The sequence below is a fragment of the Streptomyces sp. NPDC097129 genome (assembly GCF_055668065.1).
Genome location: NZ_JBVOQE010000009.1, coordinates 53,559 through 68,362, shown reverse-complemented (window position 1 = coordinate 68,362; position 14,804 = coordinate 53,559). Strand labels below are relative to the sequence as shown.

Genomic DNA, 14,804 nt, shown 5'->3' with positions numbered 1-14,804 from the left:
GCGCGAGGGGGATTGCCATCCACAGATTGTCAGGTACCCTGACGTCTACTTGTCAGGCCGCCTGACATCGCTGTTGTTCTTGGAGGCTCCCCATGACCATCGAGTTCGCCGGCCGCCGGCGCACCGGCTCCCTGATCCCGGCGGAACCGGGCACGCCGTACTTCGTCGAGAAGGGGATGGGCGACCGCGCCCACCTCTTCGGCGACCTGGTCACCGTCTACGCGGGCGGCCCGCAGACCGAGAACGCCTTCAACTTCTTCACCGTCGAGGGCCCCAAGGGCGACCTCATCCCGGCCCATCTGCATCCCGAGACCTACGAGGTCTTCTACGTCACGCACGGCGCGATCCGCGTCTTCGTGGAGGACCTCCGGGGCGAACAGACCGAAAAGCTCCTGACCGCCGGCGACTTCGGGTTCGTCCCGAAGAACTGCCCGCACGCCTACCGCATCGAGCGTCACCACAGCCAGGTCGTGGGCGTGGCGGCCGGGCCCGGCGGCACCTTCGAGCGCTTCTTCGAGTCGCTCGGCACGCCCACCGACGAACTCGGCCTGCCCGCCCGGCCGTTCGTGCCCGCCCCGGAGAAGTTCGCCACCGTGCCGCAGCGTTACGACGTCACCTTCCTGCCCGGCCACCAGTGGCGCACGGGGAGCTGACCGCCGTGTCCTTCGCGCGCGCCCTCGGCGCCGGCCTCGTGGTGGGCCTGCTGTACGCGGCGCTGCGGGTGAGGTCGCCCGCCCCGCCGCCCGTCGCCCTGTTCGGCCTGCTCGGCATGGTCGCGGGGCAGGCCCTCCTGGCGGCGCTGTGACGTCGCCCGGCCGCGTCCTCCCGGCCGGCCCCGTGAAGGGCCTCGGCCACGCCCGGCGCGCCGCCGTCGCCTTCGCCGCGGGCGCGGTGGCGGGCGCCGTGTACTGGGCCCTCGACACTCCGTCACCCGCACCGCCCCTGCTCGGTCTGACCGGTCTGCTCGGCATCGTGATGGGGGAGCGGGCCGGAACCGCGTGGCGCGCACGCCACGCCACGCCTCGCCCGAAAGGAACCCCATGACCCCCACTGACCGCCCTGACAGCCCGGGCGCACCCGGCTTCGTCGACGTCCACGCGCACTTCGTCACCGACTCCTACATCCGGCAGGCCACGGCGGCCGGACACGTGCACCCCGACGGCGTCCCCGCCTGGCCCGCCTGGTCGGCCGAAGCACACCTGGCCCTGATGGACCGGGGCGGCATCGACACGGCGATCCTGTCGGTGTCCTCGCCGGGCGTGCACTTCGGCGACAGCGTCGCCGCCCGCCGCCTGGCCCGCGAGGTCAACGAGGACGCCGCCGGCATCGTCCGCGACCACCCGGGCCGGTTCGGCTTCTTCGCCTCCCTGCCGCTGCCCGACGTGGACGCGGCCCTGGCCGAACTCGCCCATGCCCTCGACGTCCTGGACGCCGACGGTGTCGTCCTGGAGACCAACAGCCACGGCGTCTACCTGGGCGACCCCCGCCTCGAGCCGCTCTTCGCCGAGCTGGACCGCCGCGCGGTGACCGTCTTCCTGCACCCCACCTCCCCGGTGTGCTGGGAGCAGTTCGCGCTCGGCCGGCCCCGGCCGATGATCGAGTTCGTCTTCGACACCGCCCGCACGGTCACCGACCTGCTCCTGGCCGGCGTCCTCGAGCGCCACCCGGACCTGAGGGTGATCGTGCCGCACTGCGGCGGCGCCCTTCCCGTGCTCGCCGACCGCGTCAACGGCTTCCTGCGGCTCTTCCAGCCCGACCGGACCGACACCCCGGACGCCGTGACCCAACTGCGCCGCCTCTACTACGACATGGCGGGCCCCGCCTTCCCGCGCCAGATCCCCGCGCTGCTGAACCTGGTCGGCCCCGACCGCCTGCTCTACGGCAGCGACTACTGCTGGACCCCGGCCCACGGCGTCGACGCGCACCTCGCGTCCGTGCGCGCCGCCGAGGTCCCCGTCCCGGGCGCCACCTGGCAGTCGCTGACCACCGCCAACGCCCGCCGCGCCCTGGCCCGCCCGCCCCGCTGACCCCTGGAGCCCCCGTGCCCGCACCCGAGGTCGCCGCACACCTGGCGCCCCCCGACCCGGCGACCCTCCCCCTGCCGCCCGCCGTCCCCGCCGAGGAGGGCGTACGGCTGCTGCGTGCCGTCCCCTACTGCGTCCGCGACGGCAGCCGCCCCCTGGAACTCGACCTGTGGCTGCCCGCCGGCCCGCCCGCCCGGCCCCTGCCGGTCGTGGTGTTCGTCCACGGCGGTGCCTGGCGCACCGGACTGCGCGACGACATGGGGCCGCGGCTGCGCGCGTGGCGGCCGTCGCCGTTCGCCCGTCTCGTCCGGGCCGGGTTCGCCGTCGCCTGCCCCGACTACCGGCTCAGCGGCGAGGCCGTGCACCCGGCCCAGCAGGACGACCTCGCCGCCGCCCTCGCCTGGCTGCGCACCCGGAGCGGCGAACTGGGCGTGGACGCCGGGCGCCCGGTGCTGTGGGGGGAGTCGGCGGGCGGCCATCTGGCGGCCCTGCACGCCCTCACCGCCGCCGGGCCGGTCGCCGGATGCGTGGTCTGGTACGGCCCCGCCGACCTCACCGGCGCGGCGGCCCACAGCCCGGAGGCGCTGCTGCTCGGCCACGCCCCCGCCGACGATGCCGGCCGCGCCCGGGAGGCGTCCCCGGCCGGCCACGTCACCGGGGAGGCGCCGCCGTTCCTGCTGCTGCACGGCGAGGACGACTCGATCGTCCCCGTCGCCCAGTCACAGGCGTTCGCGGCGGCCCTCGGCGCGGCCGGCGCGGACGTGACCTTCCACGCCGTACCGGGCGCTGATCACCTGTGGATCGGGGCGCCGGAGACCGTCGTGGAGGAGGTCTTCACCCAGTCCGTGGCGTTCGCCGCGCGGGTCGCACGACGACGCTGAGGCGGCGGCGTCGAGGAGGCGTACCGGGGGAGACGCACCGGGGGAGGCGCACCGACGCCGCGGCATCGAGGGGCGTAACGAGGCCGCGGCATCGAGAAGGCGTAACGAGGCCCCGGCATCGAGGCGGAGTCAGCCCACCTTGGCGCGCAGGGCAGCCGCGGCCGCCGCCGGCCGGGCCGTCGCCCGAGCGGTGCGGCGCACCAGATGCGCCTCGCGGCTCAGGTCCCGGGCGCCGTGCCGGCCACGCCACAGCAGCGACGGGGCGCTGCCGGTGTCGTCGGCCGCGATGAGCAGCCCGCCCAGCATGGACAGGTTCTTCAGGAACTGGATGCGCTGCTGCGCCCGCTCCCCGGGGTCCTCCGCCTCCCAGAAACGGTGTCCGGCGAGCGTGGTCGGCACCAGCGTCCCGGCGATGGCCAGCGCCGCCAGCCGGGGCATGCGCGCGGTGGCCAGCATGAGGCCGCCCACCACCTGCACCGCGCCGCTGAGCCGTACGGCCTGCTCGGTGCGTTCGGGCAGCAGCGGCACCCGCTTCTTGATCGGACCGACGACGGGCTCGGCGGCCGGGGCGACCTTCTCGGGGGAGCGCAGGGAGTTCAGTCCGCCGGAGACGAACATGGACGCGAGCAGGGGACGGCCGACCAGGCGCAGCACACTCATGGCAACTCTCCAAAGGTGGGACGGACAGTGATCACCGGGTTCCCGGCGGCGGACGGGGCCATGCGCGCGCCCCTCGTCACGTCGCATGGGCGGGCTTGCGTTCGCGGCTGCCGGGATGCCGGTGCCGCCAGGTCCAGAACACCGCGCACGACAGCAGCGCCCACCCGGCCAGCACCAGGAACGGGAACGCGTGCTGGTGCCCGGCGAAGTACACGGCCGTGTGCTGGGCGCTCACCGAGGCGCCGGGCGGCAGCCAGCGGCCGATCGTGCCGAGCGGGGACGGCAGCAGCGGCCAGGAGACCGCGCCGCCGGACGAGGGGTTGCCCAGCAGCACCATCAGCCCCCACGTCGGCAGCATGGCCCAGCGCCCGATCAGTGTGTTGAACATCGTGAAGACCATGCCGGACGCGAACATCGTCAGCGCCAGGATCAGCCACGACTCCAGGAACGGCAGATGGACGGCGTCGAGCAGCCAGTCCACGACGGCGGCGATCGCGAAGCCCCCGAGCAGCGCGTACCCGACGGTGAACGCGATCCGCTCCACCGGGGTGAGCGCCCGCGCGTGCACGCTCAGCTGGATCGCGCCGACGAAACCGATGATCACGGCCGCCAGGGAGATGTAGAAGATGGCCAGCCCGCGCGGATCACCCTTCTCCAGCGGATTGACGTCGCGGACGGTGACGGCCACCCCGGTCGTGCGCCCCACCACCGGCGCGGTCTCGGACAGCACCTGCGCGACGGAGGCGCCCGAGGCGCCGGAGACGTCCAGCGTCACGCTGCGCCCGTCCCCGCGCACGTCGAAGATCGCGAACACCTTCTGCTCGTCGAGCGCCTGCCGGGCCTGGGTGACCGTGCCGTAGGTGTGCACCTTCACGGAGGCGTTCAGGGCCTTCTCCATGCCGTCGAGGAAGGCGCGGCCCCGGGCCTGCTGGTAGGAACCGACGACGGCCGAGGGGATGGAGTGCGGCGTGGGGTTGGCCATCGAGTACGTGTAGGAGCCCGCGAACAGCCCGGCGGCGGCCGCGAGGATCAGCAGCAGGACGGACGCCGGCAGGAACGGGGAGTGCCGGAACGCGTCCCAGCGCTGCGCACGTGTCGGCGGCCTGCCGTGACCACCGTGGGGCGTGTCGGCCATCCCGCGCACCCTCCCTCCAGCCAGGCACGACCCTGACACATCCGGGACGGACCGGCACGAGATGGCAGTGCATTGGAGGGGCGCCGCGCGCGTACGGCGGGCAGGTCGCGTGGGTGGTCAGCCGCTGTCCGCCTTCCCCGCCACACTGGGCAACCGGGACCGGTCCGCCTCGTCCTGCACGAGCAGCGAGAGCAGCGAGGCCACCGTCAGCCCGGCCTCGGCAGGGTGCCGCAACACCTTGGCGGGATCGATGCTGTAGATGTTGCCGCGGCCTTCACGGGTGTGCGAGAGGTAGCCGTCCTGCTCCAGGTCGGCGATGATCTTCTGGACGGCTCGCTCCGTCAGCCGGCAGTGCGCCGCTATGTCGCGGATGCGCGCACTGTGATTATCTGCGATGGCCGCCAGGACCCGGGCGTGATTGGTCAGGAACGTCCACCCGGTGTGCGGCTCAGGCACTCCCTCCATGGGGCGATTCTAGGGCCATCGGTTCGTGTATTCAAAAACCCGAAGCAGATTTCGTGTATAGGTTGACGTGTTGCTGTGTTCGGGGGAGCCTGGAGCGAGAGACGGTCATCATTGACCGGGGGAGGCGGTCATGCCGGAGCCTGCGTACGAGGAGCGGTCCTCTGCCGGGAACGGCCTCGGGTACACGGTCGCGACGGGCGTGTCACCCGCGCGCCCCCAGGGTCTGCCGCTCATCGACGTGCGTACCGAGGGTGAGCGCGTACGGGTCACGCTGCGCGGTGAACTCGATCTCGACGCCGACGACGAGCTGGACCGCGCGCTGCGTGCGGCCCTGGCCCTGTCCTTCGGAGACGTCGAACTGGACCTGTCCGGGGTCGACTTCTGTGACTGCTCGGCGCTGAACGTGCTGCTGACCCACCGGCGCCGCGCCCTGGACGAGGGGAAGTCCCTCGTGCTCGCCGGCGCCTCACCCGCGGTCCTGCGGCTGATGGAACTGACCGGCACCCTCCCCCTGTTCGCCGAGGACGACGACGTGGAGGAGTCCGCGACAGCGGACGACGAGACCCTGGAGGACCTCCGCGTCGAGGTCGTGCAACTGCGCCGGGCGATGCAGACCCGGCCGGTGATCGACCTCGCCCGCGGCATCCTCATGGCCTCCTTCGGGCTCAGTGCCGAGGACGCCTGGACGGTGCTGGTCACGGCCTCCCAGAACACCAACACCAAGCTCCACCATCTGGCCAGGGATCTGGTGGACACGGTGCACGGCGAGGCGCTGGCCGACCCCGTCCAGCAGCAGTTGTCCGCGGCCGTCGCCAAGGTCACCTCATCCGCGCCCGGCGAGACGCCGAAGCCCCTGAAGGGCTGACGAATCGTCAGCTCGAAGGCGCGTGCCGGCCGCACGCGCCTTCGAGGCGCGCGCGGGCCGCACGGTTCCCGGGTGACGTCGTGACGCGTTGATCACGCGCGCAGCTCCCGGCTTTGTCCGATCACACGAACTTCACCGCCCCCGGGTTACGGGCGAAGCGCTCTGATAGTAAACCTTCCTATCAGTGGCACCACGGTTCAACTCCCCACCCCCCACTTTTCCTTGGAGTCCCCGTGACGCATCCCCGCCCGGAGTCCGGCCTGCGCCGGCGTACCCTTCTCGCCATGACCGGCGCCCTCACCGCAGCCTCCTTCTTCGGCGTCTCCCGGGCCACGGCGGCCCCGGCGTCCGCCACCGGGCTCGACGACCCGGCGAAGAAGGAGATCGCCATGAAACTCGTCTCGAGCGCGGAGAACTCCTCGCTCGACTGGAAGGCGCAGTACCAGTACATCGAGGACATCGGCGACGGCCGCGGCTACACCGCCGGCATCATCGGCTTCTGCTCCGGCACCGGTGACATGCTCGACCTGGTCCAGCTCTACACCGACCGCACGCCCGGCAACGTGCTCGCGCGCTATCTGCCGGCCCTGCGGCGGGTGAACGGCAGCGCCTCGCACGCGGGCCTGGACCCCGACTTCCCCGGCGACTGGCGCAGGGCCGCCCGCGACAGCGCCTTCCAGCAGGCGCAGAACGACGAGCGCGACCGCGTCTACTTCGACCCGGCCGTCCGCCGGGGCCAGAGCGACGGGCTGCGTGTGCTCGGCCAGTTCTGCTACTACGACGCCCTCGTCATGCACGGCGACGGCGACGACCCCACCAGTTTCTCCGGCATCCGCAAGCGGGCCCTGCGCAAGGCCGAGCCGCCCGCGCAGGGCGGCGACGAGGTGCGCTACCTCGACGCGTTCCTCGACGCGCGCGTGTGGGCCATGAAGCAGGAGGAGGCCCACAGCGACACCAGCCGTGTCGACACCGCGCAACGGGTCTTCCTGCGCCAGGGCAACCTCGACCTCGATCCGCCGCTGGACTGGAAGGTCTACGGCGACAGCTACCACATCGGCTGACCGGCGGGCGGCTCACACGGTCCCGTCCGCGCTGCTCCGGCCGGCTGCCTCACGGCGGATTCACGGCAGCTTCACGAAGGGCGACAGGAAGGCCCGGGCGCCCGGAGTGTCCAGCCGGTAGGTGACGTTCGTGGCGTAGCACGGGGTGTCACCGGTGATCGTCGTCGACGTCAGCACCCGCTTGCCGCCGAGGACGGCGAAGTTGGGGCCGCCCGAATCGCCGTAGCAGGCGCCGCCGTTGCCCTGCGGCGCCGTCATCCCGAGCCGCACCCACGCCTTGTTGAGCGCGTTGAAGGACACCGGTGCCTTCATCCGGACGCCGCCGCCCGGGTGGGTCTGGCCGCCGGGTCCGTTGACCGCCTCCTGGGTGCCGTACCCGGCGACGAGCCAGTCGGCGGCGTTCAGTTCCTGCGGGCCCAGCGTGTCCAGCTGGTTCGCGGTGGGCAGGGTGGCCGGGGTGAAGCTCCAGCGGGCGGCCGCCCCGGCCGCCGGCAGTTCGATCACGGCGATGTCGTGCGGGTCCGCGGCGGGTCCCGGGTAGTCGGGGTGGGTGTGGGCCGTGCCCTCGATGCCGACGGCGCGGGCTTGGGCGGCGGGGGCGCCGGGGTACTTCCGCGCGGCGGCGTCCAGGCCCGACTGCACGTCCTGGTCGAGGGAGACGTAGAAGCGCACGTCGTCGGGCCAGTCGGTGGTGCAGTGCGCCGCCGTCAGGAAGGTGTCGGCGTCGATCATCGTGCCGGAGCAGACCCAGTCCACCCGGTCCGGGGTGCCCGGGTCGCCGTCGTCGTCCCAGGTGGCCACGAGCGCGCCGACCTCGGTGCGTTCCGGCGCGGGCGCGGCGTTGTAGGAGTTGATCGCCGAGGACGGCACGGCGACGGCGAGCACGGTGGCGCAGGCCGCCGCGGTCACGGCGGTGATGCGGAGCGCGGTCAAGAAGAACCCCTTCGCTGGGTGTGGACAGGCGTTCTCCTGTGGGAGGTGAGGGAATTGAATCGCCTGGGCGCGCCGACGGCAAGACATGGACACGACCGATCCGACCCGCTCTCATGGCTCGGGCCCAGTCCGCTCTCATGGAATCTGGGCCCGTCCGCGCCGTCTCGTCCGCCGTACGTCAGGTCCCGTCCGCGCCTTCCAGTTCCGCCCGTTTCGTCGCCGCCGTCATCGCGCGGCGCCGTGCCTCACGCAGGCGGCGCTCCGCGGACCGGGCCCGCTCACGGGCCTCGCCTTCACGGGCGTGCGCCTCGCGCTGCTCCTCCTCGGCCTGCTGCAGGCGCTCGCGCAGCTCGCTCACGCTCCGGCGCAGCTCCTGTGCGCGCTGTTCGGCGGCGTCGGCCTGCGAGACGAGGTCCGCCGCCTCCTTCTCCGCCGCGTCCAGTTCCCGCTGCGCGCCCTCCGCCTCCTTACGGGCCCGTTCGAGCAGGCGGCGCCGCTCGGCCTCCCGCGCCTTGTCCTGGCAGGCCGGGGCGGGCGTCCGTTTCGTCGTGCCGCCGGCCGTACCCCCGCCCGTGTCCTCACCCGCGTCCCCGGTGCCGGCCGGGACGGCGGTGGCCGCCCGGCGTACGGCAACCGGGCCCGCGGTGGCCGCCCGGCGTACCGCATCCGGGCCCGCGGTGGGGAAGCCCACCGGCTGCTCCAGCGCCTTGACGAGGTGCCCGGCGGCCCACGCGCGTGCCGCGTCCGGGTCGGCGAGCACCGCGTGCAGGGTGGCCTCCACCTCGCGCTGGGCGTCGTCACCGATCGGATGCCCGGCGTCGGCGGTGAGCTGCCGGGCCTGCCGGGCGAGCGCGCCGACGAGTGAGCGCTGCCGGCGCGTCAGCTCACGCAACTGCCCGCCGTCCAGCTCGCGGTGCGCCTGCCGCAGCCCCTCGCCGAGCTCCAGCAGCGGCGCGACCGCGTCGGGCCGCTCACGCACCAGCAGATTGGCGGCCCACGCCGACAGGCTCGGGCGGCGCAGCCGGGCGATCTCACCGGCGAGCGCCCGGTCACCGGCCGTACGGGCCGCCGCCGCACGGGTGTTGCGGGCGGCGGTGAACTCCTGCGGCCGCAGCCCGTACAGCTCGTCGGCGACGGTGTCCAGGTCCACCGGTGCGTCCCTGCGTCAGCGCGCGGGTTCCGCCCCCGCGGAGGCCGGCACCCGGTCCGGCGCGGTCAGGTGGTACACGTGGAAGGCCCGCCCGATCACGGGCTGGGCGACGTTGCGCACCCGCACCCCGCCGCTCGTCATCCCGTGCTCCGTGCCCGCGTGCGCGTGCCCGTGCACCGCCAGGTCGGCCCCCGCCTCGTCGATCGCCTCGGCCAGCAGATAGCTGCCGAGGAAGGGGTAGATCTCCAGCGGCTCGCCGGCGAGCGTGTCCGGCACGGGGGAGAAGTGGGTCAGCGCGATCCGCACGGCGCAGTCCTGCCCGGCGAGCCGCTCCAGCGCCGTACGCAGCCCGTCGGCGCAGCGGCGCGAGTAGCGCACGAACTCCTTCATCAGCGGTTCCCCGAACTCCCCGGCGTTGCGCCCGGCGAAGCCGCCGCCGAAGCCCTTGGTGCCGGCCACGCCGATACGGCCGGCGGGGCAGTCGACGACGGTCTCCTCGCCCTCCAGGACGTGCGCGCCGCCGTCCTTCAGGATCGCCGTGACCTCCTCGGGCCGTTCGTCGTGGTGGTCGTGGTTGCCGAGCACGGCGACCACCTGAACCCCGACGTCCGCGATCTCCCGCGCCACCACGCGGGCCTCCTCCGGCGTGCCGTGCCGGGTCAGGTCACCGGCGAGCAACAGCACGTCGGCGCAGTCGGGCAGGGTCTCGAAGGCGGGCCGCAGCACGCCCTGGCTGTCGGGGCCCATGTGGATGTCTCCGACGGCTGCGATGCGGATCATGCCAGCTCCTCCGCCTGGTCGGGGGACGACGCCTCGGCGACGACGAGGTCGCAGTGCACCGTGAGGCCGTCCAGTGCCTCGCCCACCAGACGCGCGACCTCGTCGCGGCAGTGCGCGGACGGTACGGTTCCGGTCACCAGGACCGACTCGCCGTGGACGACGACCTGCACGCCCAGCTCGGCCAGCGTCCCTTCGGCGAGACGTTCGCGCAGATGCGCGACGCGGTAGTCCATGGTGCTCATGGGTGCTCCTTCTGCGGGGCGATCACGTTCAGGCGTTCGAGGAGGAAGAGGAACGCCTCGGGCATCGGCTCCTCGCCGCACTCGCGCCGCACCTGCTCCCAGTCGACCTTCTCGCGCAGCGCGCGGGCCACCGGCAGGACCGCGCCGAAGTCGCAGTAGTGCTCGGAGAAGGCGGAGACCAGGCTGGAGACGAGGTCGGTGGCCGACAGCACCGGCATGACGACCGACTCCACCGGGATCTCCGCGGCCCGGTCGAGCATCTCGGTGGTCACCGGGCGGTGCGCGAGCGCGAAGATGATGTCGATCGACTGCCCGAAGCACTCCGTCTTCAGCAGCCAGTCCTCCGGCGGGGTGAGCACCTCCAGACCACCCTCGCGCAGGGTGGCGGCGACCGCCTCGGCGTCCTCGGCGCGGACGCAGAAGTCCGCGTCGTGCTGGAGGTTGGTGCCGGCGCCGTGCGCGTAGGCGGCGACGCTGCCGGCGAGCGCGAACCGGTGGCCCTGCTGCTTCAGCAGCGCGCCCACCTGCTTGGTCGCCTCCAGGATCGCCTGGGTACGGTCCCGCGGCAGGTCATGCGTCCCCGTGACCTCGGGCGGCAGCACCGTCGCCAGCCGCAGGCCGGCGCCCGAGGTGTGCCGGGCGGGGGCCGGGTCGTCACCGTGCTGCGTCATCACCACTCCCTTCGGCGCGGCGGGGTGCACCGCGCCACCCCGCTCGTCGCACTCCGTAGCGGATTCCAAGTACCCGGGGCTCCGGCCCCGACACGGATCACGGCCGGGCCACCACCCTCAGGGTCGCCACCGTCGAGTCGGCCGCGTCCGGGATGAGCATCCCGTGCTCGACGCCGCTGCGCAGGTAGTCCAGCACCGCGTCGGTGATGACCTCGCCGGGCGCGATCACCGGGACACCCGGCGGGTACGGGCTGATCGTCTCGGCGCAGATCCGCCCCGCGGCGCGCTCGGCGGGCACGTGTTCGACCGGTGCGAAGAACGCCTCACGCGGCAGCATCGCCTGCTCCAGCTCCAGCGTGGACGGCGCGGGCAGCCGTACCGCCGGCTGCCGCTCGATGGTGTCGGCCTTCTCGACCAGCGCCCGCAGCGAGTCCAGGAGGACCTGCTCGGTGGTGTCGTCGTCGGCGTGGGTGATCGAGGCGCTGATCCGGCAGGCGTCGGAGCCACCCATGTCCACGTGCCGGTTCGCGCGCAGCCACTCGTTGGCCTGCATGCCGCTGATGCCGAGCTCGCGCACATCGATCACGATCTTGAGCGGGTCGAAGGCGGCGGCCAGCCCCTCCTCGACGATCTCCTGCCCCATGACCCGCAGCCCCGGCAGCTCGTCGGCCGCCTCACGAACACGCCGCGCCCGGCGGAGCGCGCCCTCCAGCAGCTCGTGGCCCTGTTCCACCATCTGCCGTCGCCAGCCGTCCAGCGTCGCGAACACCAGCGTCGAGGCGCTGGTGGTGCCCAGCAGGTCCTCGCGCTGCTTGAGCGCCTCGCTGGAGATCCGGTCGTACTGCAGATGGAAGACGGAACTCTGCTCGATGGCCCCGCCCATCTTGTGCACGCTCGTCACGACCAGGTCGGCCTCGGCGTCCATGCCCCAGGCGGGCAGCCCGGGATGGAACGGCAGATGCGCGCCCCAGGCCTCGTCCACGATGAGCGGCACGTCGAACTCGTGACACACCCGGGCCACGCCGGCGATGTCGGCGCAGGAGCCCCAGTCGGTCGGGGTGATCAGCAGCATCCCCTTGGCGTCCGGATGCTCGCGCAGCTTCCTGCGCACGTCGTCGGGCTCCGGCGGATGGGCGAGATGCCGCTCGGTGTCGAACTTCGGGTGCACCCAGATCGGCTCGACCCCGTTGACGACGACGGCCGCCACCACGGACTTGTGCGCGTTGCGGGAGATCAGCAGCTTCTCGCCGGGCCCGGCCGCGGCGAGCATCGCGGTCTTCACCGACAGCGAGCTGCCGCACGTGGAGAAGAACGCCTCCGTCGCACCGACCGCGTCCGCCATGAGTTCCTGCGCCTGGCCGATCACGCCCTGCGACTGACGGCGGTCGTCCAGCCCGTTGAGGCTGAGCACGTCGGAGCGGAAGACGTCCATCCCGACGACGTCCACCACGCGCGGATCCGCGCCCCGTCCCTGTTTGTGGCCCGGCGGGCCGTAGGCGATGTCGCCTCGGCGCCGGAACTCCTGCAACGCCTCCAGGACAGGGGCACGTGAATGGTCCATGGTTCCTCCCGGTCGCACGGGTCACCGGCCGTGGGCCGGTACGGCCGCTCGGAGCGGCCGTACTCACCGTGTTGCACCGCCACGGCGAGTGAAACTCCGAGGGTGTCAGCGCGGCGCACCCTGGAACCCGTCCCGCCACGACCGCTGCCCCCGGAAGGACGTGTGACTGTGACACCGGACGGCGTCCACGACGCCCTGCGCGCCGACGTGGCCCGACGGGCCGACGCCCTGTGGGACGTCGCCCTGCGGCTGCACGCGGAGCCCGAGTACGCCTTCGCCGAACACCGGGCCGCCTGCCTGCTCACCGGCGAGCTTGAGCGTGCCGGGCTGAGCGTGCGGCGGGAGGTGGCGGGCATGCCGACCGCCTTCACCGCCCGCTCGGGCCACGGCAGGCCGACGGTGGCCCTGCTGCTGGAGTACGACGCGCTGCCCGGCCTCGGCCACGCCTGCGGCCACAACCTGATCGCCGCCGCCGGCCTGGGCGCCACCCTTGCCCTGCACACGGTGCTCGGCGGGGCGCACGGCAGCGTGCTCGCCGTCGGCACCCCGGCCGAGGAGGGCGGCGGCGGCAAGGCCCTGGAGGTGGAGGCGGGCGTGTTCGACGAGGTCGACGCCGCGCTGATGTTCCATCCGGGGGTGTACGACTGGGCGCGCGCCCCGCTGACGGCGCAGGTGCAGTACCGGGTCGGCTTCCACGGGCGCGCGGCCCACCCCACCGGCAACCCGACCGAGGGGATCGACGCGCTGGCCGCGCTGATCGAGCTGTTCAACGTGGTGCACGCGCTCGGGCGGCGCCTGCCGCCGGCCTCCCATGTGCAGGGCATCGTCACGCACGGCGGCACCGCCACCAACATCGTCCCCGAGTACGCCGAGGGCCGCTTCGGCCTGCGCGCCGCCACGGCGACGGAACTGGACGCGCTGGTGGACCAGTTGAGGGAGTGCGCCGAGGGCGTCGCGCGGGCCACGGGGACCCGTGCGGAGATGGAGCGGGTCACCGTCCGCTACGACCACTTCCAGGACAGCGAGGTCCTCTCGCAACGGTTCGCCGCGCACGTCTCGCGGGCCGGCATCACCCTCACACCGCCCGTGCCCGGCGTCCAGCTGGGATCGTCGGACATCGGCAACGTCAGCGCCCGGGTGCCCGCCATCCACCCCTTCGTCGCGATCATGGACGCGGACGGCTCCGACCACACCCCCGAGTTCGCCCGGGCGGCCGCCTCGCCCCGGGCCCGCGCGGTGCTGACCGCCGCCGCGCAGGCCCTCGCGTGCACGGCGGCGGACGTCCTGCTCGACGCCGGCCTGCGGACGTCCGCATGGGCACGGCACCGTAAGGACGACGCAAGTCAGCCGTCCGCGCGCGGGCCGCACGGCACGGCGGGCGTCAGCCCTCCGCCTTCGAGCAGTACAGGAAAAGATGCGGCTCCGGCACGGCCGAGGCGTGGGCCGGGGTGAACTCCCGGGCGTGGCGGGCCAGGACGGTCAGGCCCGCCGAGCGGACCAGCGCGGCGAAGTCCTCGGCGCCGAAGCTGGTCGCGCGCACGGGCTGCCCCATGAAGTCGATCGGCACGTCCTCGACGTCCGCCGGGACCGTGGCGAGCACCATGCTGCCGCCGGGGCGCAGGGCCCGCGCCAGCCTGCCGACCACCTCGGTCTGCTCCCGCCGGGACATCTGCAGCAGTGAGAAGTACACGCACACGGCGTCGAACGCGGTGTCCTCCAGCGGAAGTTCCCGGATGTCGGCGTGTCGGAAGCGCGCGCCGGGGACCTGCCGGGCGGCGAGGGACACCATGATGGGGGAGACGTCGACGCCGAGCACCTCATGGCCCGCCCCGGCCAGCGCGGCGGCGGTGGGCCGGCCGGTGCCGCTGCCCACGTCCAGCACGCGGCTGCCCGGCGCGAGGCGCCCGAGCAGCCAGTCCAGCGACGCCAGATGGGCCCGCGACGCGGCGAACGCCTTCTCGTAGTCCGCGCCCAGCGCGTCGAACACCACCGCCGCCGGTGGCCGTTCCTCGGAATCGCTCACGGTGCCTCCTGACTGTGCTGCCGGATCCGCCGGGTGCGCACCGGATCTGCCCACCCCCGGGGGACCCTACGCGCGTGGAGCCCCCGGAGACCGGCTCGAACGGATCCCGGCCCGGCTGCGCTCCCCGGGCGCGGCGCTCGCCCGGCGGCCCACTGCTGCGCGTACGTGTGGGTGAGGGTCGTCGTGGGCCACCTTTACGACGACGCCGAGGCCGCGTCATGGACGGCCCCGGGCCCCGCTCTTCCCCTCGCGGCCCCCGTCGACGCCGGCCCGCCGCCCGCGCTGAACCGGGCCGCCTACTGCACTTGCCGTCTCTTGCGTCCCCCATCGCGGGAAACCCCTCCGCCGGCGCC

At 73.5% G+C, this 14,804-nt stretch carries 18 protein-coding genes; 8 read left to right on the top strand and 10 right to left on the bottom strand.

The genetic code is table 11. From position 1 onward, the window contains the following. Positions 1-92 precede the first annotated feature (92 nt). Genes AC0B9F_RS24980 through AC0B9F_RS24960 form a run of 5 tightly spaced genes read left to right on the top strand, consistent with a single transcriptional unit; the run spans position 93 to position 2,905 of the window. Positions 93-653 carry a quercetin 2,3-dioxygenase gene (locus AC0B9F_RS24980; protein WP_472006241.1) on the top strand — a complete coding sequence of 187 codons (561 nt, stop codon included), beginning with the start codon at positions 93-95 and terminating at the stop codon, positions 651-653. A 5-nt stretch (positions 654-658) separates the two neighbouring features. Beyond that, the gene (locus tag AC0B9F_RS24975; protein ID WP_472006240.1) at positions 659-805 is read left to right on the top strand and encodes a DUF1427 family protein; all 147 of its coding nucleotides are present in this window, start codon (positions 659-661) and stop codon (positions 803-805) included. Beyond that, positions 802-1,044 carry a DUF1427 family protein gene (locus tag AC0B9F_RS24970; RefSeq protein WP_472006238.1) on the top strand — a complete coding sequence of 81 codons (243 nt, stop codon included), beginning with the start codon at positions 802-804 and terminating at the stop codon, positions 1,042-1,044. The genes AC0B9F_RS24975 and AC0B9F_RS24970 overlap by 4 nt, the downstream gene beginning before the upstream one ends. Continuing rightward, positions 1,041-2,027 carry an amidohydrolase family protein gene (locus AC0B9F_RS24965; RefSeq protein WP_472006236.1) on the top strand — a complete coding sequence of 329 codons (987 nt, stop codon included), beginning with the start codon at positions 1,041-1,043 and terminating at the stop codon, positions 2,025-2,027. The genes AC0B9F_RS24970 and AC0B9F_RS24965 overlap by 4 nt, the downstream gene beginning before the upstream one ends. Before the next feature lie 14 nt (positions 2,028-2,041). Then, positions 2,042-2,905 (top strand): alpha/beta hydrolase fold domain-containing protein, encoded by an 864-nt coding sequence (locus tag AC0B9F_RS24960; RefSeq protein WP_472006234.1) that lies wholly within the window; start codon positions 2,042-2,044, stop codon positions 2,903-2,905. A gap of 129 nt (positions 2,906-3,034) precedes the next feature. Here the strand turns inward: AC0B9F_RS24960 and AC0B9F_RS24955 are convergent, their stop codons facing one another. From AC0B9F_RS24955 to AC0B9F_RS24945, 3 genes are all read right to left on the bottom strand, one after another. Then, positions 3,035-3,565 (bottom strand): DoxX family protein, encoded by a 531-nt coding sequence (locus AC0B9F_RS24955; protein ID WP_472006232.1) that lies wholly within the window; start codon positions 3,563-3,565, stop codon positions 3,035-3,037. A gap of 76 nt (positions 3,566-3,641) precedes the next feature. Further along, the gene (locus AC0B9F_RS24950) at positions 3,642-4,700 is read right to left on the bottom strand and encodes an ABC-2 transporter permease (RefSeq protein WP_472006231.1); all 1,059 of its coding nucleotides are present in this window, start codon (positions 4,698-4,700) and stop codon (positions 3,642-3,644) included. Between the two features lie 117 nt (positions 4,701-4,817). Then, complete coding sequence (locus AC0B9F_RS24945) at positions 4,818-5,165, bottom strand: helix-turn-helix transcriptional regulator (protein ID WP_472006229.1); 348 nt, start codon at positions 5,163-5,165, stop codon at positions 4,818-4,820. Positions 5,166-5,295: 130 nt separating this feature from the next. Here AC0B9F_RS24945 and AC0B9F_RS24940 point away from each other — a divergent pair, with 130 nt between their 5' ends. After that, on the top strand, positions 5,296-6,030 hold the full coding sequence (locus AC0B9F_RS24940) for an anti-sigma factor antagonist (RefSeq protein WP_472006227.1): 735 nt from the start codon (positions 5,296-5,298) through the stop codon (positions 6,028-6,030). A 284-nt stretch (positions 6,031-6,314) separates the two neighbouring features. Then, entirely contained in the window at positions 6,315-7,091 is a 777-nt protein-coding gene (locus AC0B9F_RS24935) for a chitosanase (protein ID WP_472006731.1), read from the top strand. Between the two features lie 60 nt (positions 7,092-7,151). Here the strand turns inward: AC0B9F_RS24935 and AC0B9F_RS24930 are convergent, their stop codons facing one another. The 6 genes from AC0B9F_RS24930 to AC0B9F_RS24905 form a co-directional block, all read right to left on the bottom strand. Beyond that, on the bottom strand, positions 7,152-8,024 hold the full coding sequence (locus tag AC0B9F_RS24930) for a trypsin-like serine protease (protein ID WP_472006225.1): 873 nt from the start codon (positions 8,022-8,024) through the stop codon (positions 7,152-7,154). A gap of 178 nt (positions 8,025-8,202) precedes the next feature. Further along, positions 8,203-9,174, bottom strand: a complete 972-nt coding sequence (locus tag AC0B9F_RS24925; protein WP_472006223.1) for a hypothetical protein — start codon at positions 9,172-9,174, stop codon at positions 8,203-8,205. A gap of 15 nt (positions 9,175-9,189) precedes the next feature. Next, positions 9,190-9,954, bottom strand: coding sequence for a metallophosphoesterase family protein (locus AC0B9F_RS24920; RefSeq protein ID WP_472006221.1), 765 nt, complete (start codon positions 9,952-9,954; stop codon positions 9,190-9,192). Continuing rightward, positions 9,951-10,196, bottom strand: coding sequence for a BON domain-containing protein (locus AC0B9F_RS24915; RefSeq protein ID WP_472006219.1), 246 nt, complete (start codon positions 10,194-10,196; stop codon positions 9,951-9,953). Before AC0B9F_RS24915 ends, AC0B9F_RS24920 begins: the two co-directional genes overlap by 4 nt. Continuing rightward, positions 10,193-10,867 (bottom strand): hypothetical protein, encoded by a 675-nt coding sequence (locus tag AC0B9F_RS24910; RefSeq protein WP_472006217.1) that lies wholly within the window; start codon positions 10,865-10,867, stop codon positions 10,193-10,195. Before AC0B9F_RS24910 ends, AC0B9F_RS24915 begins: the two co-directional genes overlap by 4 nt. Before the next feature lie 97 nt (positions 10,868-10,964). Beyond that, the gene (locus AC0B9F_RS24905; RefSeq protein WP_472006215.1) at positions 10,965-12,428 is read right to left on the bottom strand and encodes an aminotransferase class I/II-fold pyridoxal phosphate-dependent enzyme; all 1,464 of its coding nucleotides are present in this window, start codon (positions 12,426-12,428) and stop codon (positions 10,965-10,967) included. A 162-nt stretch (positions 12,429-12,590) separates the two neighbouring features. Between AC0B9F_RS24905 and AC0B9F_RS24900 the strand changes: the two genes are divergently transcribed. Next, positions 12,591-13,880, top strand: coding sequence for an amidohydrolase (locus tag AC0B9F_RS24900; protein ID WP_472006213.1), 1,290 nt, complete (start codon positions 12,591-12,593; stop codon positions 13,878-13,880). On the opposite strand, the gene AC0B9F_RS24895 is transcribed toward AC0B9F_RS24900, so the two are convergent. Then, entirely contained in the window at positions 13,810-14,451 is a 642-nt protein-coding gene (locus tag AC0B9F_RS24895) for a class I SAM-dependent methyltransferase (protein WP_472006211.1), read from the bottom strand. The genes AC0B9F_RS24900 and AC0B9F_RS24895 overlap by 71 nt on opposite strands. Positions 14,452-14,804 lie beyond the last annotated feature (353 nt).